This window comes from Streptomyces sp. NPDC017202 (genome assembly GCF_044331705.1).
GTDB lineage: Bacteria > Actinomycetota > Actinomycetes > Streptomycetales > Streptomycetaceae > Streptomyces.
In genome coordinates this window covers 63,811-84,260 of sequence record NZ_JBIRNP010000025.1, presented here as the reverse complement: position 1 = coordinate 84,260, position 20,450 = coordinate 63,811, and the positions used below count along the sequence as shown (strand labels likewise).

Here is a 20,450-nt window from a genome sequence, read left to right as displayed (position 1 = left end):
GCCGCCGCGCCCGCGGCGGGGGGGGGGGGGGGGGGGGCGGGGGGCGGGGGGGGGGGGGGTGGGGGGGGCGGGCGCGGGGGGGGGGGGGGGGGGGCCCCCCCCCCCCCCGCCCCCCCCCCCCGTCCGTGAATCCCTGGCGAAAGACCCTGGAAGGTCAGCTTCCAGCTGTTGAGCCGCCCGTGTCCTGCGCGGCCACGTCCTGGACCCGCAGCTTCCAGGATCACGTTGTCGCAGTTGCCCGGCGAGTGGTTCGCGACGTTGTCGTTCTCGTTCCCGGCGGCCACGGCGACGGTCGTGCCGCGGCTCACGGCCGCGTTGATCGCGTTCTGGGTGGCCGAGGTGCAGGCGCCGTCGCCGGCCAGGCACGATGGCCGCCCCCAGGGGTTACCTGTGGGTCAGCTGTGTCGGAACGACAGGCAGGGCACAGGTGGTTCGGATACGGGGGAAACCCTCGATCCGGCCGGAACACCCCCCCTTGCCGACGGCAAGTGGTGTGTGGATGACCGGGTTTGCTCGGGGGAGGCCCGGTCGCCGGCGGCGTGAACGCGCCGGGCCGCCGCCGCGTACTGCACGTCGAAACCGTTCCCGCGCCGGCCGAGGAGACGTCCCGATGCGCCGCACGACCGCACACCGCGCCGCCGCCCTGGCGGCCGCCGTCCTGAGCCCGATCCTGCCGGTGCTGCTGGGGGCGGCGGGGCCGGCGCAGGCACACGGCGCGCCGACGACCCCGGTCAGCCGGGTCTACGCCTGCTCCCCCGAGGGCGGTTCGGCCGCCGGGTCCGCCGTCTGCCGGGCGGCCGTGGCCGCCAACGGGACGTCCTTCACCGCCTGGGACAACCTGCGGGTGGCGGACGTCGGCGGACGCGACCGGAGCACGATCCCCGACGGGCAGCTGTGCAGCGGCGGTCTGCCCGCCTACCGGGGACTGGACCTCGCGCGCTCCGACTGGCCGTCGACCCGTCTGACGCCGGGCGGGACGCTGCGCATGACGTACGCCTCGACGATCCCGCACACGGGCACGTTCAGGCTCTACCTGACGAAACCGGGATACGACCCGTCGCAGCCCCTCACCTGGGACGATCTGCCCGAGCGGCCGTTCGCCGAGGTCAGGGACCCGGCGCTGCGGGACGGCGCCTACCGGCTCACGGCGAAGCTGCCCGCCGACCGCACCGGCCGCCAGGTGCTGTACACGGTCTGGCAGAACAGCAGCACGCCCGACACCTATTACTCGTGTTCGGACGTCGTGTTCCCGGAGAAGGGCGCGGCCCCGCCCGCGCCGTCCGCGAAGGCCCCGTCCGCCACCACGCCGGAGTCCCCGTCCGCCGCCGCGCCGGCCCCGGCGGGCGGGGCGACCGGTACGACGGCGTCCGCCGCCCCCGCCCGGGGGACGGCGGCGGTTTCCGGCGCGCCGGAGGCCGCCACGCCGGTGAGCACCCCGGTGGCGTCCGCCTCGGGGGCCGGTTCCGGGCCGTCCGCGCCACTGCTGGCGGGTGGCGCCGCCGCGGTGCTGGTGCTGACCGGCGGCGCCGCCCTGGTCCTGCGCCTGCGACGGCGCTGAACCGGTTGTCCGTTCGCTCCCGGAGCGGTTCTCCGAGGAGGTTCGTTCGTCCTTTCCGTGGTGGTCAGTTGACGGTGACGACGGCGCCCGCGTCGGTCACCGGGGCGTACTTGGCGGTGAAGTAGCCGTTCGCGAAGCACAGCGACGAGCCGGACGCCTTGGCGAAGGGCTGGGCGGTGAAGGTGATGCTGTTGTCGGTGTTGCTCGCGACGCCGGTCAGGCTGGGCGCCCTGTAGACGCAGTTGATGCTGCCGAGGAGCGTGCGCAGCACGACCGTCGTCTGGATGGTGGAGCCGGCCGCCGGGGTCACGGTGAGGGTGCCGGCGGAGGACACGGCCGCCTTGTACGGCAGGTTGTTGACCGTGATGCTGGTGACGCCGAGCACGCCGGCGACGTTCGCGGAGCAGTTGCCGAAGGTGTGCGCGGTGAGCGACTCGCCGGCCGTGCCGGGGGCGGTGGGGTTGGCGGTGACGGTGGCGCTGAAGCCCGACGAGGCGCAGGAGACGCCGCTGGTGCCGGTGGCGGAGGAGTAGAGGGTGGCGTTGGTGCCGCTCGCCAGGGAGGCGTTGAGGACGTCACCGACCGCGACGTCGCCGTTGGCCGTGGTGAGGACGGCCGGGGTGACCGCGGAGGCCGGGGTGACCGCCGTCAGCGAGAGGGCGGCGACGGTGCCGGCGAGGGCGAGGAGAGGGCGAGTGCGCATGCGGGTGCCTCGTTTCTCAAGTGGGGGTGTTCTCAGGGGGTGTTCCGAGAGGTGCACTCGGGGGAGGTGCGGGGACGCGAGTCGACGCCCGACCGGTGCCGGCCCGGAACGCCTTCTCCGTACGTGACGGGCCGGCAGCGCAGGTGGCGGCGGACACGGCCGGCAGGGGGAAGCGGCCGTGGCGGCGCCGGACGGGAATCGGACTCGGGGCGCGAGGGGGCCCGTGCTGGCTGCCCGGGCGGTCGTACCCGTTCTGACGGGAGGTCCGGCCGTCGGTTTCGAGGGACGGCCGGACCGGGTCCGGGAGCGCGGAGAGCGGCTCGCCGCGCTGTGGATCCGGCGCCACGGATCCGGGCTGAGTCACCGAGAGTTGTAGACCTGATGCTTCGTCAACGTCAAGGCAACGCACAGAAGTTGATGGACGCACAGATATATGCGGGAGCGCCGGGCGCACCGGCCCGCGGGGAGCACATCTCGCTCACCCTTTTTCCACATCTCCCTTGACCCTGTGGTGTAACCATCGGTAACTTCCCGATTGGCTACTGACGCGTAACGAGAAAGCCCTTGCGGCTTCCGGGAGTTGCGAGGAGACGTACGCGGCAGCCGCTGTCCGCGCCAGGACAACACGCCACTGAAGCCCAACCCGCATGCCTATGCCCATGGGAGCAGACATGGCCTCGTCCTCGGACGTCACGTCGTCCGCCGAGAACACCCCCGGGAACCCGGAAAGCGGTTCCGCAGACAGACGCGGCCGGGTCCGGCTGCGCCGGGCCGCCGTGATGGCCGTGCCCGCGACCCTCGTCACCGCCGGTCTCGCGGTGCTCACCGCCCAGGGAGCCCTGGGTGTGCAGTTCGCGATCTCCGGCATGCCGTTCGTGGTGACCGCCGACAAGCTCGAGGGAGACGGTTTCGCGCAGTTCGGCTCACTGGACCACATGATCGAGAACAGCCCCAACGAGGGCGACACCGGCGGCCAGGTCCTGGTCGTCACCTCGGTGGTGAAGTCGGGCAAGCTGACCAACATGTGCCAGAGCGTCGACCTCGGCGGCATCCAGCTCGTCCTCACCGCCGGCGACAAGGGCAGCAAGGTGAGCGTGGAGAACCTGGCCATCGACTCGGACGACGTCACCGGCAACGCCGCGTTCAACAACATCGAGATCGGCCGCGACGCCAGCACCTTCGACAAGGTCGACACCCGCGGCCTGCCGGGCGTCTACGGCCAGCAGGCGGACAAGGTCGTCATCACCGACCTGTACCAGCACAACTACGCCGCCACCGCCGCCGTGTTCAAGCTGCCCGACCTGCACATGCGGTTCGGGGGCGAAGGCTGCCCGCGGTGAACGGCTTCCGACGGTGGACCGCGCGCCGGCCCTTCCCGGGCGGTCTGCTGCTCCTCCTGGGCGGTGCGGAGATCCTGGTGACCATGAAGGCGCCGCTTCCGGTGATCCTGCACATCGGCATGCAGGGCCTGGCCGGCTACCTCCTGCCGACCCTCATGGTGCTGATCGGACTGCTGCTCCTGTTCAACCCGGCCCAGCGGCTGTTCTACTCGATCATCGGCGTCCTGCTGTCCCTCGGGACGTGGCCCACCTCGAACCTGGGCGGCTTCCTCATCGGTCTGCTCCTCGGGGTCGTGGGCAGTTGCCTGGCCTTCGGATGGGTCCCCGACCAGGAGCCGCGCAAGGTCCGCAGGCAGCGGCGCAAGGCGGCACGGGCGGCCGGGCGGCCGCCGTTGCGGGCCGGTGAGCCCGCCTGAGCGGAACTCCGCCGGGCTCACCGCAGGGGCCGGGGGCGATCCACCGTCGACGGGGATCGCCCCCGGCCCCTTCCGGTCGGCAGCGGCGGACGGTGCCGCCACCAGCCCGTCAGCGCGGGGAAGCGGCCGCCCCCGCCGCGCGCAGTACGGCGATCGTCTCGGGGTGCGGCCCCCGCCGCGCCCACTCCAGCGGCGTCCGGCCCGTGCCCCGGTCCTCGCGCAGGCCGGGATCGGCGCCGTGGGCGAGCAGGGCGCGGACCGTCTCGGTGTGCCCCCAGCAGGCGGCCGCGCACAGCGGCGTGCCCTCCGAGCCGGGCCCGGCGCTCTCCGCGTCGGGCGGTGCGCCCGCCTCGAGGAGCCTGCGGACGATGCCGGCCGAGCCGTGGACGGAGGCGACGTACAGCGCGGTGGTGCCGTCGCGGTCGGCCGCCGCCGGATCGGCACCGGCCCGCAGCAGTGCGTCGACCCGGGCGCCCTGCTCCAGCAACGCCGCGGTGACCAGTTCCGCGGCCAGTCTCTTCTGCCGTCGCCTGTTCATGTCCAGCGACGTTAGCCGTGTGCGGGAACCGGCGCTCACCATTGCGCGAGCAGGGGCAGCGGTTCGGCGGCCGCGGTCACCTCGCCGGTCGGCGGGCGGTCCTCGGTGCCGTCGGGCAGGACGCCGGCCGCCACGGTGAGGGCGTCGCCCGCCGGGGCCGGGCGCATCCGCAACGCCCTTACGGCGGCGACCGGTTCGCAGCCGAGGACCGTCCGGTACGCCTGCGCCGCGCGCAGCGTCTGACGGGCGGCCTGGCCGGCGAGGCCGGCGGCCTCCTCCAGGCCGTGCGAGAGGACGGCGTGGCCGACGGAGGCGGGAGCGGCGCAGGAACGCAGTTCCGCCAGGGCCGAGTGGGCGGTGCGCTCCAGGATCATCGTGCCGGAGCTGCCGGCGGGGCCGCCGGCGAGGAGCTGGTCGGCGCGGATCGCGAGCATCACGCGGATCTGACGGGCGGGCAGCAGCGGGGTCTCGTCGTCCGCGTCGACGGGCACCGCGCGGTGTGCACCGGAGCCGGCGCCGCGGCCGTACAGCCGCCCGACGCCGGTACCGCGGCCGTACAGCCGCCCGACGCCGGTACCGCGGCCGTACAGCCGCCCGGCGGCGGCCGGTCGGCGGCGGCCGGTCGGCGGCGGTCGGCCGCCGCCGGCGCGGAAGGACCGTGGGGCCCGGTCGCGTGCCCCGGGGGCCAGGACGGGTACGGCCGCACCGTCGGCGGGCGCGATCAGCCCGCCGACGGTGCGGGTGGCGCCGTCCGGGGCGACCCGGTGCGCCGTCGTGTCCGACGCGGGCGGATCAGCCCAGGCCGACGGACTTCAGCCAGGCCTTCGCCACGTCCAGCGGGTCCTTGCTCTCCAGCTGCACCTGGGAGTCCAGGTCCAGCAGGGTCTTGGTGTCGAGCTTGGCGGAGACCGCGTTGAGCGCGTCGACGCCCTCCTGGGAGAGCCCGCTCTTGTAGACCAGCGGGGTCACGTTCGCGAAACCGAAGAGGTTCTCCGGGTCCTGGAGGACGACGAACTTCTCCTTGGTGATGGTCGGGTCGGTGGTGAAGATGTCCGCGGCCTGCACGGTGTTCTTCTTCAGCGCGGCCTGGGTCAGCGGACCGCCGGCGTCCAGCGCCTTGAAGGACTTGAACTTCAGTCCGTACACGGCTTCCAGGCCGACCATGCCCTGCTGCCGGGTCTGGAACTCGGGCGATCCGCCGAGGACCAGGTCGGGAGCGGCGTCCTTGAGGTCGGCGAGGGTGGACTGCGCGGTGAGGCCGTACTTCTTCGCGGTGTCCGCGTTGACGGTGACGGAGTCCTTGTCCTCGGCGGGCGAGGACTCCAGCAGGGTCAGCTTGGGGTCGAGCTTGGCCTTGGCCGCCGCGTTGACGGCCTCGAGCGACTTCTGCTCGGCCTTGGCGTCGAGGTAGGCCAGCAGCGAGCCGTTGTACTCGGGCAGAACGGTGATGGAACCGTTCTTGAGCAGGCCGTACGTGGTCTCACGGCTGCCGATGTTGGGCTTGTAGGACACCTTGATGTCCTTGGCCTTGAGGGCCTCGCCGTAGATGTCGGCCAGCAGGATGCTCTCGGCGAAGTTGTTGGAGCCGACGACGACGGTGTCGGCGGCCGCCTTGTCCTCGGAGAGCGGGTCGGTGTCGTCGGAGGAGGAACAACCCGCCAGCAGGGCCGTCATCGCGGCGAGCACGACGGCCGCCGCGCCTGGGTGGTTCCTGAGGGACCTGCTGCTGTGCGCGTTGGAAGTCACGTCTGCCGTTCCGGGCTCGGAGGTTGGTGGGGAGAACGAACACTCCGTCTGATCCAATCCAGCGCGTTCTCGGTGAGTCAAGTGCCTCCGGGTCACCGATTGGCTTCGATGCGCGACCGGTTGTGATGGTCCGTGAAGGAGGAATGGCCAGTACGACACCCTGGAGGCGGCGCTTTGTAATGGATTCTTGACGTAGGGCCACGCACTTGATCGATCGCGGAGGCGATAGTCTCGCCGAGGTCGGCGTCGGTCACAGCGGTGCGCGGGGGCCACTTCCGGTGCCGTGGCGCACCCTGCGTGGTGCGGTCGCGCGCCCGACCGGGTTGCCGAGAACATCGATCAGAATCGGACAGAAGCGTGCGTCGCGCGGTGCGCACGACCTCATGAAGGGGGCCGCCTGGTGTCCACGACCGAGGTCGACGCGTCCTCTCCCCGTCGCCCGGCTTCGCACGAGCGGCACGGCCAGGGGGGACCCCGACGGCCGGCGGTCTCGTCCGTACGCCGGGGTCTGCGGGGTTTCGCCGACCGGTGGCCCTTCCAGCGCAAGCTCAACATCCTCGTCGGCGTCCCGCTGGCGGTGATCGCCCTGCTGCTGACGTGGGTCATCACCGACCTGGTGGAGGAGTCCGACCACGCCGAGACGGCCGCCCAACTGGTCCGGGACAGCGCCGAGGTGGCCCAACTGGTCGCCGACGTGCAGGCCGAGCACCAGCAGGCCGTCCTGCTGTCCGTGCGGTACGAGGCGTCCTTCGACGGGGGCACGCCCTCCACCTCCGCCTACCGGGTCGCCCAGCTCGCCGTCGACACGCAGGTCCAGACGGTGCGGGACACCTTCGGCGACCGGCTGCCGGACACCGAGGCGCAGGCGCTGCGCGAGATCGAGGGCCTGGCCGGCCTGCGGGACACCATCGAGCAGGGGTATCTGCCCGCCGACAACATCGACCCGGCGTACTCGGGTGCCGCCGACGGCCTCATCGACGGCCTCGGCCTGGACCGCAACACCGCCCTCGCCACCACCTTCACCGGCAACCTGCTCGACTCGCTGCTGCGGGCCGACGCCGCCCACGGCGCCTACGAGACCGGCGTGTTCTCCGCGCGGACCGGTGACAGCAACGCCCTCATCGAGTTCACCGGAGCGGTCGGCTCCCACGAGCTGTACACCTATCAGGCCGAACGTTTCGCCCGGTTCGCCACCGCGGCGCAGACGGAGCTGCTCGGCGACATCGAGCACAACTCGGCGCAGGCGGTCATCGGTCAGCACTACGCCGAACTCGCCGTCGACCCGAGCGCGTTGCAGGCCGAGTCCAAGAACGAGATCCGCGTCGCGTTCCGTGAGGCGCTGGACTCCTACCACCGCTACAACGAGCAGGCCGAGACCCGGCTGCGGATCACCGGCTCGCTCATCGACCAGATCGCCGACCGCGCCGACGACGCCGACGCGGCCGCCGAGTGGCGCGCGGCCCTGCTGCTGACCCTGGCGCTGCTGGGCTTCGTCACCTGGATCGCGCTGGCCGCGCTGGTGCGCCGCTCCGTGATCCGCCCGGTGCTGGCCCTGACCGGGGCCGCGCAGGAGGTCGCCGACGTCGCCGGGCGCGAACTGGCCCGGGTGGCCGACGACGACGCCGAGGAGAGCGGGCCGCCGCGGCTGCGCGAGCTGCCGGTCACCGCAGACGACGAGATCGGCGCGCTCGCCGAGGCCTTCAACAACGTCCAGACGACCGCGGCCGCGCTGCTGGAGCGTCAGGTGATCAGCCGGCGCAACGTGGCCGAGATGTTCGGCAACGTGGGGCGCCGCGTCAGCAACCTCACGACCCGCCAGCTGGCGCTGATCGACGCCGTGGAACGCGGCGAGACCGACCCGGCGCTGCTCGAACGCCTCTACTCCATCGACCACATCGCGGTCCGGCTGCGCCGCAACGCCGACAGCCTGATGCTGCTGGCCGGCATCCGCGAGACCGTGCTCGACTCCGGTCCGGCCGCGCTGACCAACGTGGTCCGCGCCGCGCTCGGCCAGATCGAGGGCTTCCAGCGGGTGCAGCTGTACGCCGGCACCGAGGTCATGGTCGAGCCCGACATCATCGGCGACCTGACCCTGATGATCGCCGAACTCGTCGAGAACGCCGTGTCGTTCTCCCCCGAGGGCAGCCCCGTCGAGGTCCGGGTCCGGCCCGGCGACGACGGCGCGACGATCACCGTCGCCGACCACGGGCTGGGCATGAGCGCCGAGCGGCTCGCCGAGGAGAACGCCCGCCTGGTGCGCCGCGAACGCCTCGACCTCGTCCCGACCAAGGTGCTCGGCCTGTTCGTGGTCGGCGCGCTGGCCCGCCGCTGGGAGATCGACGTCACCCTGACCCGCACCCCGGGCGGCGGTGTGACGGCGGAGGTCTCCATCCCCTCCGGCCTGCTCCTGACGCCGAGCGGTACGGCCCTCCAGGGGGCGGCGCCCGCGACGGTGGCGCTCCCGCCCGGCAGGACGACGGGTACGACGGCCGCCGCCCGGCCCGGTACGACGGCCGCCGCCCGGCCGGGTGCGCCGGACTCCCCCGCCGCGCCGGCCCCCGCCACGGCCCCCGCCCCCGTCCCTGCGGGCGGCCCCTCCCGGGCGGCCTCCGTGCCGGCCTGGGCGGCGACGGACGGCGAGGACCCGGTCCCGCTCCCCCGCCGGGTCCCCCGGCGCGAGCCGGCCCGGACCGGGGCGGAAGCGGAGGCGGAGGCCAGGGCCCCGCTCGTCCCCGAACCCCGTACCGAGGAGCCGACGGTCCACGACCGTACGGCGGAGCCCGCGCCGCACGCCGTCGGCCGGCCCTCCGCCGCCGGGCCGGCCGACGGTGCCGTACACCCGGCGCCCCGCGCCGGGGACACCGCGCCGGGCGCCGAGGAGCCCGCGGCCCGCCCCCACGACGGCGCGGACGCGCCCCGCCCGCCGGCGGATCCCGCGCACGACGGCGCCCGCCCCCTCCGGCGCCGGGTCCGCGGGGCCACGCTGCGGACCACCGCGGAGGCCGCCGACCGGCAGGCCGCGCGGCGGTCGGCTCCCCCGCCCGCCGACGCGGACGCCGTCCGCAGCGCGCTGGAGGAGTTCGAGGAGGCCGTGGAACGCGCCCACCGCGACACCGGCGAGCACCCTCGCCCCGACGACGGTCGCGCACTGCCCGGTGACGCCGGGCGCGACGGCCGTACGACCGACCGCCCCACCGACGACCGGAACACCATGCACCGCCAGAACCACCTTCCGGAAGGAGCCGAGCAGTGAGCACGTCGACAGGAGGCACTCCCGCGGGAGACACCACGCCGACCGACCTGCGGGCCGCCGCAGCCGACTTCACCTGGCTGCTCAACCGTTTCGCCAACGAGACGGCCGGGGTCGTGGACGCCATCGCGGTGTCCACCGACGGCCTGCTGATCGCCGTGTCGGAGCTGCGCGAGCACGCCGACTCCGAGCGGCTGGCCGCGATCGTCTCCGGCATCACCAGCCTGGCCGCCGGCGCCTCCGGCAACTACGGCCTGGGCGGCCTGAACAAGGTCATCATCGATCTGGAGGGCGGCCATGTGCTGGTCTCCGCGATCGGCAGCGGCGCCGTGCTCGGCGTGGTCACCGACAAGGAGGCCAAGCTGGGCAACATCGCCTACGAGATGACCGTGTTCGCCAACCGGGCCGGTGCCGCGCTCAGCCCGCAGCTCGTGCTGGAGCTGAAGAACAGCGTCGGCGCCACCAGGTCGCGCTGAGCGTCCGCCGCCGGTCCAGAGAGGAAACCCACCACCGATGGCGGACGGCCGCACTCCGCGCGGCGCCGGCGAGGACGGCGCCGCACCCGTCGGCCCGGCGTCCGCCGTCCGGCCCTTTCTGGTCACCGCCGGCCGGGTCGCGGGCTCGGGCGAGGCCGCGGCCGGCCGGCCGATGCCGGTGGAGACCCAGCTGGTGGCCACCGCCGCCGGGCTCGCCGCGCTCGACCGGCTCTCCTTCGAACAGCACGACATCGTCGCCGCATGCCGGCAGCCGCAGTCGATCGCGGAGATCGCGGCCCGGCTGCGGCTGCACCTGAACGTGGTGCGGGTCCTCGCCGAGGATCTGCGCGCGGCCGGGCAGCTGTCGGTGCACGTGCCCGACTCCGGCGTCACCCATGACGCGTCCGTCCTGCGCAGGGTTATCGATGGCCTGCGGGCCATCCCCGACTCCCGGGGGGTACTCCGTGACTCCGACTGAACCGCTTGTCGGCCATTTCGCCGGTCAGGCCGCCGTACGGCCGCCGCTGCCGGTGAAACTGGTGATCGCGGGCGGCTTCGGCGTGGGCAAGACCACCGCCGTCGGCTCGATCTCCGAGATCGAGCCGCTGACCACCGAGGCGGCCATCACCGAGGTGGCGGCGGGGGTGGACGACCTCAGCCACACCCCGCGCAAGACCACCACCACGGTCGCGATGGACTTCGGCTGCATCACCATCGACCCGACCCTGAAGCTGTACCTGTTCGGCACGCCGGGACAGGAGCGGTTCGGCTTCATGTGGGACGACATCGTGGAGGGCGCGGTCGGCGGCCTCGTCATCGTCGACACCCGCCGCCTCGACGACTGCTACGCCGCCGTCGACTACTTCGAGCACAAGAAGATCCCGTTCGCCGTGGCCGTGAACGCCTTCGACGGCCGGGTCGAGCACGGCCTGGACGAGGTCCGCTGGGCCCTCGACGTGTCCGAGGGCGTCCCGGTCCTGGTCTTCGACGCCCGCGAGCGCGGATCGGTGCGGGACGCGCTGCTGGTGGTCCTGGAGCAGGCGCTGGCCCGGTCGCAGGGGTGACGGTGCCCCGGCCGGCCGGTTCCGGCACCCGGCCGGGGCACCGGAACCGGCCGCCGCTACGCGCTTCTGCGCACCCCCGGTGACACCGTCACCCTGGCGACCGCCCAGAACACCGCCAGGGTGGCCAGGGCCATGCCGGCGGTGAGGGCGGCGCCGCCGACGACCTTCTCGTAGTCGCGTTGGTAGAGGCCGTCGATGATGTAGCGGCCGAGGCCGCCGAGGCTGACGTAGGCGGCGATGGTGGCGGTGGAGACGATCTGGATGGCGGCCGAGCGCAGGCCGCCCAGGATCAGCGGGAGGGCCACGGGGAGTTCCACCTGGAGCAGGATCCGGGTCTCGGCCATGCCCATGCCCCGCGCGGCGTCCACCGGGGACGGGTCGACGGAGCGCATCGCCTCGTAGGTGGTGACCAGCACCGGCGGGACGGCGAGGACGACCAGCGGGATCATCACGGGCAGCATGCCGAAGCCGATCAGCATGGTCATCAGCACCAGCAGACCGAAGGTGGGCAGGGCCCGTCCGGCGGTGGCGATCAGGGAGAGGGCGTTGCCGCCACGGCCGTAGTGACCGGTGAGCAGGCCGACCGGCAGTCCGATCAGGGCGGCCAGGCAGAGCGCTTCCAGGGTGTACCCGAAGTGCTCGCCCAGGCGGGTGGGGATGCCGTCGTAGCCCTGCCAGTGGGCGCTGTCGCCGAAGAAGGCGCTGACGAAGTGGAGTACGTTCACCGGGCTGCGTCCTCGAGGGCGGGTTCGGCCGGCACGGGCCGGGTCCCGGCGGATCCGGACGTCGTGCGGCGTCCGGCGCCGCTCGGCATCCACGGGGTGAGCAGGATGCGTACGCCGACCAGGGCTGCGTCGGCGAGCATCGCCAGGACGGCCATGGTGAGGACGGCGTTCCAGGCGAGTTCGGGACGGTTGTAGATGGTGGCGTCGTGCAGGAGGTTGCCGAGGGCGCCCTGGTTGCCGATGAGGGTGCCGACGCTGACGAGGCTGATGCTGGACACGGTGGCCACCCGCAGCCCGGCGATGATCGCGGGCACGGCGATCGGCAACTGGACCTGGAGGTAACGGCGTATCGGTCCGAAGCCCATGGCGGTGGCCGCGGCGAGGGTCTCCTGCGGGACGGAGCGCACCGCGTCGACGATGGCGGGGACCAGGACGACCAGGCTGTAGACGGTGAGCGGGATCATCACGGTCAGCTCGGTCTGGCCGGTGTAGTCGATGAGCACGACGAAGAAGGCCAGTGACGGGATGGCGTACAGGACGGTGGTCACCCACAGCACCGGTGCGTACAACCAGCGCAGGCGCACGCAGAGCTGGCCGAGCGGGAGGGCGAGCAGCAGGCCGGCCAGGACGGGCAGCAGCGCCTCGCGCAGGTGCAGTCCGATCAGTCCCCACCAGCTGTGCTGGAGGTCGCTGGGGATGTCGAAGAAGCCGTTCATCGCAGGGCCCCGGTCCGGGCGGCGCTGTCCTCGTGGGCACCGCGGATCGCCTCGCCGATGGCCTGCTGGGAGACGACCCCGGCCGCCCGCCCCTCGCCGTCCACGGCGACCGCCCAGCCGGTGGGCGAGAGCACGGCGCAGTCGAGGGCGGCCCGCAGCGAGTCCTGTCCGACGGCGAACGGCCGCCCGTGGGACAGCAGTCGGCTCGGGTCGACGTGGCCCGCGGTGAGGCGGTCCGGCTCGCTCCAGCCGAGGGGCCTGCCGTCGACGTCGGTGACGAGGAGGTAGGGCGCTCCGGCGCCGGCGCGGGCGGCGATCTGCTGCGCGGAGGCGTCGACGGCGACGATCGGCGCGGTGAGCAGGTCGAGCCCCGCGGAGGAGAAGAACGACAGGCGCCGGATGCCGCGGTCGGCGCCGAGGAAGTCCTCGACGAACGCGTCGGCGGGGCTCGACAGGAGTTCGGCGGGCGGTGCGAACTGGGCGAGCCGGCCACCGGTGCGCAGGACGGCGACCATCGTGCCGATCTTGACGGCCTCGTCGATGTCGTGCGTGACGAAGACGATGGTCTTGCCCAGTTCGTCCTGGATGCGCAGGAGTTCGTCCTGGAGTCCCTTGCGGACGACGGGGTCGACGGCGGAGAACGGCTCGTCCATCAGCAGGACGGGCGGGTCGGCGGCGAGGGCGCGCGCGACGCCGACGCGCTGCTGCTGTCCGCCGGAGAGCTGGTAGGGGTAGCGCTTGGCGAGCGAGGCGTCGAGACCGACGCGTTCCATCAACTCACGGGCGCGGGCACGGGACTTGTCCTTGCTCCAGCCGAGCAGGCGCGGCACGGTGGCGATGTTGTCGACGATCGTGCGGTGCTGGAAGAGTCCGGCGTTCTGGATGACGTAACCCATCGAGCGGCGCAGGGTGTTGACCGGCTGCCGGCGGCTGTCGACGCCGTCGATGAGGATGCTGCCCTCGCTCGGCTCGACCATCCGGTTGATCATGCGCAGGGTCGTCGTCTTGCCGCATCCCGAGGGGCCGACGAGGACGGTGATGGCACGGTCCGGTATCTCGAGGGAGAGGCGGTCGACCGCCACCGTGCCGTCCGGATACCGCTTGGTGACTGAATCTATCCGTATCAAAGCGCCGAATACCCTTCGGGTCTGGCCGTTTCTGCCCGCTCTCGACCACGCAGGTTCCGAGCCCGTTGCGGGGAGAGTCTAGACCGCTTGTGTCGCGGGGGTTTTGACGGCGCGGCGGGGGCGCGGGAGCGCCCACGCCACCACCGCGCCCCATCCCAGTGCCCAGACCGCGACGACCGACACCCCCGCCCCCACACTCACGCCGCCCCCGCCCCCGCGGACGGGAATCCGGCCGTGCGCAGGACACTTCGCCCCGCGTCCACCGCGTACACCTCGCACCCCGGCAGGCCCGCCGCCCACTCGACGCCCGCCACGCCCATCGCGAAGGCGGCGGTCGCCACCGCGTCCGCCTCCGTCAGCGTCGCCGCCACGACGCTGACGGACAGCAGTCCGGTCGCCGCCCGCCCGGTGCGCCCGTCGACGATGTGGTCGCCGCGTTCGTAGCGCGCGGAGGTCGCGACGGCCCCGTCGGTCAGCTCCAGCACCGTGCACAGCCTGTCGGCGATCTCCGGGTGCCGTACGCCCACCCGCCACGGGCCGCCGCGGACGACGACGTCGCCCCCGGCGTTGAGGCAGAACCGCCCCGCCCCGGCGGCGGCCAGCCGCTCCGCGGCCCGCTGCACCGACCAGCCCTTCACGATCGCGCAGGGATCGAACCCCCGCCCCGGCAGCCGGGCGTCGAAGGCGCCGCCGGTGGCCGCCCGGTAGCGCTCGCACAGGCCGAGGATCTCCGCGAGGTCCGCGCTGAGCCCGGAGGCGGGCAGTTCGCCCCGGCCGTACCGGGACACCTCGCTGGCGGCCTTGAACGGGCTGAACCGCTCGTCGGTCTCGCGCAGCCACGCGAACACGGCGTCCGCGGCCTCGGCCACCACGCCGGTGTCGTCCGGGCCGTCGACGCGCAGGGAGACCGGGAACCCCATCACGTGTTCGACGCGGTGCACGTCAGGCGCCCTTCGCGTCGATCGCGGCCTGGAGGGACTCCTTGTAGCCCTCGCTGGTGAGCGTGGCACCGGACACCGTGTCGATGTCCGCGCTCTGCGCCTCCAGCGTCTCCGAGACCAGCGTCGGCACGGCCGCCGTCGTCTGCGGATGGTCCGGCTGCTTCAGCATCCGCACCGCGGTGATCTCCTCCCCCTCGAAGGTGACCTCCACCTGCACGTCGCCCTTGTCGGTGCGCACGGTCGTGCCCGTGACGACGACGGCACCGGAGGACGAGGTGGCGGACGGGACGGAGGGCGTCGACGCCGGTGCGGCGACCTCCGTGGACGCGGTGCCCGTCGGCGGCTGGTAGCGCCAGACGGGGACGAGTCCGACGACGGACAGGACCAGGACAGGCAGTGCTCGCTTCACGATGTCCCTCTCATCCCGCCAGGCTGAAGCGTTCGAAGTGGATCTGCGTCCGGGGCACGCCCAGTGCGCGCAGGCTGCCCAGGACGGCGTTCATCATCGGGGGCGGTCCGCACAGGAACACGTCCCGGCCGGCGATGTCCGGCACGAGGCGCAGCAGTTCGCCGGGGGCCAGCCGGTCGGGCACGGGCGGCCCGGTGACCAGGTGCAGTTCGGCGCCCTTGAGACGGGCGAGGTCGCGCAGCTCGTCGTGGAGGACGGCGTCCCGCTCGGAGTTGACGCGGTGGATGACGACGGCGTGGCCGTGCAGTTCCTCCAGCAGGGCCCGGACGGGGGTGACGCCGACGCCGCCGGCGATCAGCACGGCGTCCGGCCGGGTGCGGTGCATCGCGGTGAAGGCGCCGTAGGGGCCCTCGGCGAAGACGCGGGTGCCGGGCCTCAGGTGCCGCAGTGCCGCGGAGCCCTCGCCGGCGGCCTTGGCGGTCAGGCGCAGGTGGCGGCCGTCGGGGGCGGCGGACAGGGAGTACGGGTTGGCCTGCCACCAGCGGTCCTTGGTGAGGAACCGCCACAGGAAGAACTGGCCGGCACGGGCCGGCAGCCGGTCCAGGTCGCGGCCGGTGATGTGGACGGAGACCACGTCGTCGGACTCGGGGACGACGGCCTCGACGCGCAGCCGGTGGCGCAGGTTGCGGTACAGGGGCAGCGCGAGCCGGCCCAGGAACACCGAGCCGAGGGCGACGCCCCACAGGGTGTACCAGTACGCCGTGGCGGCGGACGACGTGGTGAACGTCGTCCCGGCGGCGACCTGGTGGGTGAAGGCCAGCACCACGGCGACGTAGGTGTAGAGGTGGATGAAGTGCCAGGTCTCGTACGCCAGTCGGCGGCGGGCCCAGCGGGCGGAGACGCCGCCGACGACGAGGATCAGGCCGAAGGCGACGACCGCGCGGAGCACGCCCTCGACGGTCTCGGCGAGGTCGACGAGCTGACCGACCGGGTCCATGCTGGAGGACCGGGCGTAGCCGAGGGTGACGAGGACGACGTGCGCGAGCAGCGTCCACAGCAGGCCGAAGCCGGTCCAGCGGTGCCAGTTGGTGAGCCGGTCCATGCCGATGCGGCGGTCCAGCCAGGGCAGCCGGGCGACCAGCAGCAGCTGGAACGCCATGAGCAGGGCGGCGTAGAGGCCGGCGAAGCGGCCGAGCACGAGCAGGGCGTCGGAGGCGAAGCCGGCCTGGACGGCGAAGAGGGTCACGACGATCGCGTTCGCGGCCGGCACGGCGTACAGAGCGGTGCGGGCCACGACCGCGGGGCGTATCGCCGTGGTGGGGGGTACGGGGGGCGACTGGACGGTCGTCACGGACGGAAACTCCTTGATCGGGTCCTCAGGACACCGAGCTTTGCCGCCCGTTGCTGTCGATACCCTGTCGTACAACTTTCAAGAGGATATCGATGTCGGCCCGCGGGCCTCCGGGGCCCGGTGCCGCGGAGCGCGTGACGCAGGATGAGCGAGTGGAAAAAGTACGACTCCTGGTGGTGGACGACGACCCGCCGATAGCCGATCTCGTCGCGACGGTCGCCCGCTACGAGGGCTGGGACGCGGTCACCGCGAACACGGGCGAGGAGGCGCTGCGGCGCGCCGCGGAGTTCCGTCCGGACATCGTGGTGCTCGACCTGATGCTGCCCGACCTCGACGGCTTCGGTGTCCTGGACCGGCTGCGCCGCTCCGGGACGATGGTGCCGGTGGTGTTCCTCACCGCCCGCGACGGGGTCGCCGACCGGGTCGCGGGGCTCACCCGCGGCGGTGACGACTACCTGGTCAAGCCGTTCGCGGTCGAGGAACTGATGGCCCGGCTGCGGACCGTGCTGCGCCGCAGCGCGGGCCCGGCGTTCCAGCGGTCGGTGCTGCGGGTGGGGGACCTGTCGATGGACGAGGACACCCGCGAGGTGCGGCGCGGCGACGCCACGCTGACGCTGACCCCGACCGAGTACGAGGTGCTGCGCTACCTGATGCGCAAGTCGCCGACGGTCCTCACCAAGGCGCAGATCCTCGACCACGTGTGGGAGTACGGCTTCGGCGGCCGCTCCAACGTGGTGGAGCTGGTGGTCAGCCGGCTGCGCCGCAAGCTCGACGCGACGGGCGAGCCGCTGATCCAGACGGTGCGCGGGTTCGGGTACGTCGTCCGGCAGGCCGCCGAGTGATCAGCCGGGCCCGGCGCGTGTACCGCAGGCTGCGGCTCGGCACCCGGCTCGCGCTCGGCCTGGGCGCGCTGTCGCTGGTGGTGTTCGCGGTGGTCGGCACGGCGCTGACGGCGTACATGCGGGACTACCTGGAACACCAGCTGGGCTACCAGATGAAGGTCGTCCAGACCGTGCAGTCCAAGGACGCCGCGGCGCACGGCACGGTGACGCAGAAACCGTACTGGGGCTGGTTCTCCGCGGTGTACGACGTGTCGGGCGGCTCGGCCGTGCTGCGGCAGCCCGCCGACATCCCGCACGACGTCCGCCCCCTCACCCGGTTCGCCGAGGAGATGGCGCGCTCGGACACCGAGCTGCTGCGCACCGTGCGGCTCGACGGCGAGGGCGTGTACCGGCTGCGGGCCTGCGAGGTGGGGCCCGGTGTGGTGCTGGTCAGCGCGGCGCCGATGAAGGACGTCGACGACACGATCGGGCGGCTCGTCACCGTGCAGGTCGTCGCCTTCGGCCTGGCGCTGCTGGGGCTGGTGGCAGCCGGGCGGGCACTGCTGCGGCGCGGCCTGAAGCCGCTGAGCGACATGGCGCACACCGCGCACGGCATCGCCTCGCACGACCTCACCGAGTCGGCGTCGCGGCTGCACGTGCGGGCCGACGCCCCCGGCGGCGGGCCGGAGGTGGAGGAGCTGCGCACCGCGTTCAACACGATGCTGGAGCACATCGACGACTCCCTCGCGGTGCGCGCCGAGGCCGAGCAGCGGCTGCGCCGTTTCGTCGCGGACGCCTCGCACGAACTGCGCACCCCGCTGATGTCGGTGCGCGGCTACGCGGACCTCTTCCAGTACGCGGCCGCCAACGAGCCCGGGGAACGGGACAGGCACCTGGCCCGGCTGCGCGCCGAGGCCGCCCGCATGGGCGTGCTCCTCGACGACCTCCTGCTGCTGGCGCGGCTGGACGCGGCGGAGGTGGAGACCCCGCTGCGGACGGAGGACGCCGACCTGGTGGAGCTGGTCGAGCAGGCGGCCGACGCGTTCCGCGCGAGTCACCCCGGCCGTCCGCTGACGGTGGCGCCGGGCCCGGCGCCGGTACGGCTGCGCCTGGACCCGCAGCGCGTCCGGCAGGTCCTGGACAACCTCCTCACCAACGCGGCCGTGCACACCCCGCCAGGTACCCCGGTCTCGGTGGAGGTGTCGTCGGCCGCGCGCTCGGTGCGGGTGCGCGTCGTCGACGAGGGTCCCGGCATCCCGCCCGGCGACCGCGACCGCGTCTTCGACCGGTTCTACCGCGTCGACAAGGCCCGTAGCCGGGACCGCGGCGGCAGCGGCCTCGGCCTGGCGGTGGCCCGTTCCCTGGTCGAGGCCCATGGGGGGACCCTCGGCCTGGACGACGACCCGGCGCGCACGGTCTTCACCCTCACGCTGCCCCTGCGGCCGGTGCGGTGAGGCGCGGGGGCGCGCGGGCCGAGCCCCCGTCGCCCGCCCCGTGGGTGAGCGGCCCGTGCGGCGGGCAGACATCCCCCAGCACCGCGGTCGCCCCTCCGCCCGCACACCGTCGGCTCGCGGACACCGCGCCGTCACACCGGAGGGGAACGTTTCCCCCCGTCCCCTCCCCCGAAGGGCCCGCCCGCCGAGTTCGCACCGCCCGCCGCCCGCCCACCCACCGACCGCGGCAGTCGCCGTGACCGGTGGGCGGGCGGGCGGGAACAGGCCGGACGCGCCCGCCCCGATCCGTCACCCCGCCGCGCGCGGGCGTGACGCGGAAGGACGCCGTGCGCCGTGTCCCTGATGCCGCTCGACGGTCCCGTCGCCCCGCTCCCCCGCGCCGACGACGGCCCCCCGCCGGTCTCCCCCGCCCGCCGTGCGCTCGGCTCCGCCACCGCCCGCCGCGCCGTGAGCCTGCTCCCGCTCCTGCTGCTCGGGATCTGGGCGGCGGTCGACCGGAGCACCGTCCGCGACGGTGCCGCCCGCCTCGCCGGCGCCGACCCGTGGTGGCTGCTGGCCGGGCTCGTCCTCACCTGCCTGGGCTGGGTCGCCGCCGCCTGTGTCCGGCAGGGCGCGGTCGCCGACCGGCTGCCCGGGGGCCTGCTGCTCGCCTCCCAGGTCGCCGCGGACGCCGCGAACCACCTGCTGCCGGCGAACATCGGCGCCCACGCGGTCACCGTCCGCTTCCTGCTGCGCCAGGGCGTACCGCTCCCCCGCGCGACCGCCTCGATCGCCCTGTACTCCCTGGTCAGGGCCGTGGCGAAGGCGGCGCTCCTGCTGGTCTTCCTGCTGGCCGCCCCCACGGCCGTACCGCCCGTGGCGGTCCTCCCGGACGGGCGGACCCTGGTGCTGGCCGTCGGAGGCGTCCTTCTCGTGCCCGTCTCGGCCGCGGTCGTCCTGGCCCTGGTGCGGCCCCTGCGCCGCCCGGTGGCGGACTTCCTCCGGACGGCCCTCACCGACGCCCGGCACCTGCACACCCGCCCCGGCCGCCTCCTCCCCCTGTGGGGAGGGGCCTTGGCGGCGCCGCTGCTCCAGGCGTGCGTGGTGGCCTCGGTGGGCACCGCGCTCGGCGTCCCGCTGTCCTGGCCGCAGCTGGTCTTCGCGTTCCTGGCCGCCGGCACCGCCGCGGGCGCGGTCCCGGCCCCCGGCGGCATCGGGCCGGTCGACGCGGCCCTGGTCCTCACCCTGGCCGGCTACGGCACCCCCCTCGCCCTCGCCACGACCACCGTCATCGGCTATCGCGTCCTGACGGTCTGGCTCCCCCTGCTGCCGGGGATGCTGGTGCTGTCGGCGCTCGTGCAGCGGAAGGTGCTGTGAGGGGCGGCGGGCGCGGGGTGCCGGTGGGCGCGGGCGGGTGTCAGCCCCCGGTCGGCGTCAGCCGCAGCGAGATGCTGTTGATGCAGTACCGCTGGTCGGTGGGGGTGGCGTAGCCCTCCCCCTCGAAGACGTGGCCGAGGTGCGAGCCGCAGCGCGCGCAGCGCACCTCGGTCCGCACCATGCCGTGCGAGCGGTCCTCGATCAGCTCCACCGCGTCGGTGTCCTTCGGGTCGAAGAAGGACGGCCAGCCGCAGTGGGACTCGAACTTGGTGTCGGAGGTGAACAGTTCGGCGCCGCAGGCCCGGCAGGAGTAGACACCGGTCGTCCTGGTGTCGGTGTACTCCCCGGTGAACGCGGGCTCCGTACCGGCCCCGCGCAGCACGGCGTACTCGGCCGGGGTCAGTTCCGCCCGCCACTGTTCGTCGGGCTTTTCGACGTCGTACGACATGAAGGCCAACC

21 protein-coding genes are annotated in these 20,450 nt (G+C 73.6%); 10 read left to right on the top strand and 11 right to left on the bottom strand.

Going from position 1 to position 20,450, the window contains the following annotated elements:
* Positions 1-610 precede the first annotated feature (610 nt).
* Positions 611-1,558, top strand: a complete 948-nt coding sequence (locus tag ACH4N1_RS31340; RefSeq protein ID WP_398102923.1) for a lytic polysaccharide monooxygenase — start codon at positions 611-613, stop codon at positions 1,556-1,558.
* A gap of 64 nt (positions 1,559-1,622) precedes the next feature.
* Here ACH4N1_RS31340 and ACH4N1_RS31335 read toward each other — a convergent pair whose 3' ends face one another.
* Entirely contained in the window at positions 1,623-2,261 is a 639-nt protein-coding gene (locus ACH4N1_RS31335) for a Tat pathway signal sequence domain protein (protein WP_398102920.1), read from the bottom strand.
* A gap of 671 nt (positions 2,262-2,932) precedes the next feature.
* On the opposite strand from ACH4N1_RS31335, the gene ACH4N1_RS31330 reads away from it, so the two are divergent.
* Positions 2,933-3,601, top strand: coding sequence for a DUF6230 family protein (locus ACH4N1_RS31330; RefSeq protein ID WP_398102917.1), 669 nt, complete (start codon positions 2,933-2,935; stop codon positions 3,599-3,601).
* The gene (locus tag ACH4N1_RS31325) at positions 3,598-4,017 is read left to right on the top strand and encodes a DUF6114 domain-containing protein (protein ID WP_398102915.1); all 420 of its coding nucleotides are present in this window, start codon (positions 3,598-3,600) and stop codon (positions 4,015-4,017) included. The genes ACH4N1_RS31330 and ACH4N1_RS31325 overlap by 4 nt, the downstream gene beginning before the upstream one ends.
* 109 nt (positions 4,018-4,126) lie before the next feature.
* Here the strand turns inward: ACH4N1_RS31325 and ACH4N1_RS31320 are convergent, their stop codons facing one another.
* From ACH4N1_RS31320 to ACH4N1_RS31310, 3 genes are all read right to left on the bottom strand, one after another.
* Positions 4,127-4,555 (bottom strand): ankyrin repeat domain-containing protein, encoded by a 429-nt coding sequence (locus ACH4N1_RS31320; protein ID WP_398102912.1) that lies wholly within the window; start codon positions 4,553-4,555, stop codon positions 4,127-4,129.
* 35 nt (positions 4,556-4,590) lie between these two features.
* Positions 4,591-5,046, bottom strand: a complete 456-nt coding sequence (locus ACH4N1_RS31315) for an aromatic amino acid lyase (protein ID WP_398102910.1) — start codon at positions 5,044-5,046, stop codon at positions 4,591-4,593.
* Between the two features lie 301 nt (positions 5,047-5,347).
* Positions 5,348-6,301: an ABC transporter substrate-binding protein gene (locus ACH4N1_RS31310; RefSeq protein WP_398102907.1), complete on the bottom strand. Its 954-nt coding sequence runs from the start codon at positions 6,299-6,301 to the stop codon at positions 5,348-5,350.
* Positions 6,302-6,701: 400 nt separating this feature from the next.
* Between ACH4N1_RS31310 and ACH4N1_RS31305 the strand changes: the two genes are divergently transcribed.
* The 4 genes from ACH4N1_RS31305 to ACH4N1_RS31290 are packed head-to-tail and all read left to right on the top strand — an operon-like array spanning position 6,702 to position 11,091.
* On the top strand, positions 6,702-9,554 hold the full coding sequence (locus ACH4N1_RS31305) for an ATP-binding protein (protein ID WP_398102905.1): 2,853 nt from the start codon (positions 6,702-6,704) through the stop codon (positions 9,552-9,554).
* The gene (locus ACH4N1_RS31300) at positions 9,551-10,027 is read left to right on the top strand and encodes a roadblock/LC7 domain-containing protein (protein ID WP_398102902.1); all 477 of its coding nucleotides are present in this window, start codon (positions 9,551-9,553) and stop codon (positions 10,025-10,027) included. Before ACH4N1_RS31305 ends, ACH4N1_RS31300 begins: the two co-directional genes overlap by 4 nt.
* A gap of 37 nt (positions 10,028-10,064) precedes the next feature.
* On the top strand, positions 10,065-10,505 hold the full coding sequence (locus ACH4N1_RS31295) for a DUF742 domain-containing protein (RefSeq protein ID WP_398102899.1): 441 nt from the start codon (positions 10,065-10,067) through the stop codon (positions 10,503-10,505).
* Positions 10,492-11,091, top strand: a complete 600-nt coding sequence (locus tag ACH4N1_RS31290) for a GTP-binding protein (protein ID WP_398102896.1) — start codon at positions 10,492-10,494, stop codon at positions 11,089-11,091. Before ACH4N1_RS31295 ends, ACH4N1_RS31290 begins: the two co-directional genes overlap by 14 nt.
* A 56-nt stretch (positions 11,092-11,147) precedes the next feature.
* Here the strand turns inward: ACH4N1_RS31290 and ACH4N1_RS31285 are convergent, their stop codons facing one another.
* The 6 genes from ACH4N1_RS31285 to ACH4N1_RS31260 form a co-directional block, all read right to left on the bottom strand.
* A complete protein-coding gene (locus ACH4N1_RS31285; protein WP_398102893.1) occupies positions 11,148-11,816 on the bottom strand; it encodes an ABC transporter permease in 669 nt (222 codons plus the stop codon).
* Positions 11,813-12,532 carry an ABC transporter permease gene (locus ACH4N1_RS31280; protein ID WP_398102891.1) on the bottom strand — a complete coding sequence of 240 codons (720 nt, stop codon included), beginning with the start codon at positions 12,530-12,532 and terminating at the stop codon, positions 11,813-11,815. Before ACH4N1_RS31280 ends, ACH4N1_RS31285 begins: the two co-directional genes overlap by 4 nt.
* On the bottom strand, positions 12,529-13,659 hold the full coding sequence (locus tag ACH4N1_RS31275) for an ABC transporter ATP-binding protein (RefSeq protein WP_398102888.1): 1,131 nt from the start codon (positions 13,657-13,659) through the stop codon (positions 12,529-12,531). Before ACH4N1_RS31275 ends, ACH4N1_RS31280 begins: the two co-directional genes overlap by 4 nt.
* A 197-nt stretch (positions 13,660-13,856) precedes the next feature.
* Positions 13,857-14,600, bottom strand: a complete 744-nt coding sequence (locus ACH4N1_RS31270) for an FAD:protein FMN transferase (RefSeq protein ID WP_398102885.1) — start codon at positions 14,598-14,600, stop codon at positions 13,857-13,859.
* A 1-nt stretch (position 14,601) separates the two neighbouring features.
* Positions 14,602-15,009, bottom strand: coding sequence for an FMN-binding protein (locus ACH4N1_RS31265; protein ID WP_398102882.1), 408 nt, complete (start codon positions 15,007-15,009; stop codon positions 14,602-14,604).
* Positions 15,010-15,019: 10 nt separating this feature from the next.
* On the bottom strand, positions 15,020-16,360 hold the full coding sequence (locus ACH4N1_RS31260; protein WP_398102880.1) for a ferric reductase-like transmembrane domain-containing protein: 1,341 nt from the start codon (positions 16,358-16,360) through the stop codon (positions 15,020-15,022).
* A 152-nt stretch (positions 16,361-16,512) separates the two neighbouring features.
* On the opposite strand from ACH4N1_RS31260, the gene ACH4N1_RS31255 reads away from it, so the two are divergent.
* The 3 genes from ACH4N1_RS31255 (at position 16,513) to ACH4N1_RS31245 (ending at position 19,991) form a co-directional block, all read left to right on the top strand.
* A complete protein-coding gene (locus tag ACH4N1_RS31255; RefSeq protein ID WP_398102877.1) occupies positions 16,513-17,202 on the top strand; it encodes a response regulator transcription factor in 690 nt (229 codons plus the stop codon).
* Positions 17,199-18,635 (top strand): sensor histidine kinase, encoded by a 1,437-nt coding sequence (locus tag ACH4N1_RS31250; RefSeq protein WP_398102874.1) that lies wholly within the window; start codon positions 17,199-17,201, stop codon positions 18,633-18,635. Before ACH4N1_RS31255 ends, ACH4N1_RS31250 begins: the two co-directional genes overlap by 4 nt.
* Before the next feature lie 333 nt (positions 18,636-18,968).
* Entirely contained in the window at positions 18,969-19,991 is a 1,023-nt protein-coding gene (locus tag ACH4N1_RS31245) for a YbhN family protein (protein WP_398102871.1), read from the top strand.
* 40 nt (positions 19,992-20,031) lie between these two features.
* On the opposite strand, the gene msrB is transcribed toward ACH4N1_RS31245, so the two are convergent.
* Positions 20,032-20,439, bottom strand: a complete 408-nt coding sequence (msrB, locus tag ACH4N1_RS31240) for a peptide-methionine (R)-S-oxide reductase MsrB (RefSeq protein ID WP_398102868.1) — start codon at positions 20,437-20,439, stop codon at positions 20,032-20,034.
* Positions 20,440-20,450: the final 11 nt, after the last annotated feature.

Excerpts from the sequence above, each read along its gene's own strand:
- ACH4N1_RS31295 (WP_398102899.1), top strand. The coding sequence starts at position 10,065 with ATGGCGGACGGCCGCACTCCGCGCGGCGCCGGCGAGGACGGCGCCGCA.
- ACH4N1_RS31320 (WP_398102912.1), bottom strand. The coding sequence starts at position 4,555 with ATGAACAGGCGACGGCAGAAGAGACTGGCCGCGGAACTGGTCACCGCG.
- ACH4N1_RS31280 (WP_398102891.1), bottom strand. The coding sequence starts at position 12,532 with ATGAACGGCTTCTTCGACATCCCCAGCGACCTCCAGCACAGCTGGTGG.
- ACH4N1_RS31335 (WP_398102920.1), bottom strand. The coding sequence starts at position 2,261 with ATGCGCACTCGCCCTCTCCTCGCCCTCGCCGGCACCGTCGCCGCCCTC.
- ACH4N1_RS31330 (WP_398102917.1), top strand. The coding sequence starts at position 2,933 with ATGGCCTCGTCCTCGGACGTCACGTCGTCCGCCGAGAACACCCCCGGG.
- msrB (WP_398102868.1), bottom strand. The coding sequence starts at position 20,439 with ATGTCGTACGACGTCGAAAAGCCCGACGAACAGTGGCGGGCGGAACTG.
- ACH4N1_RS31340 (WP_398102923.1), top strand. The coding sequence starts at position 611 with ATGCGCCGCACGACCGCACACCGCGCCGCCGCCCTGGCGGCCGCCGTC.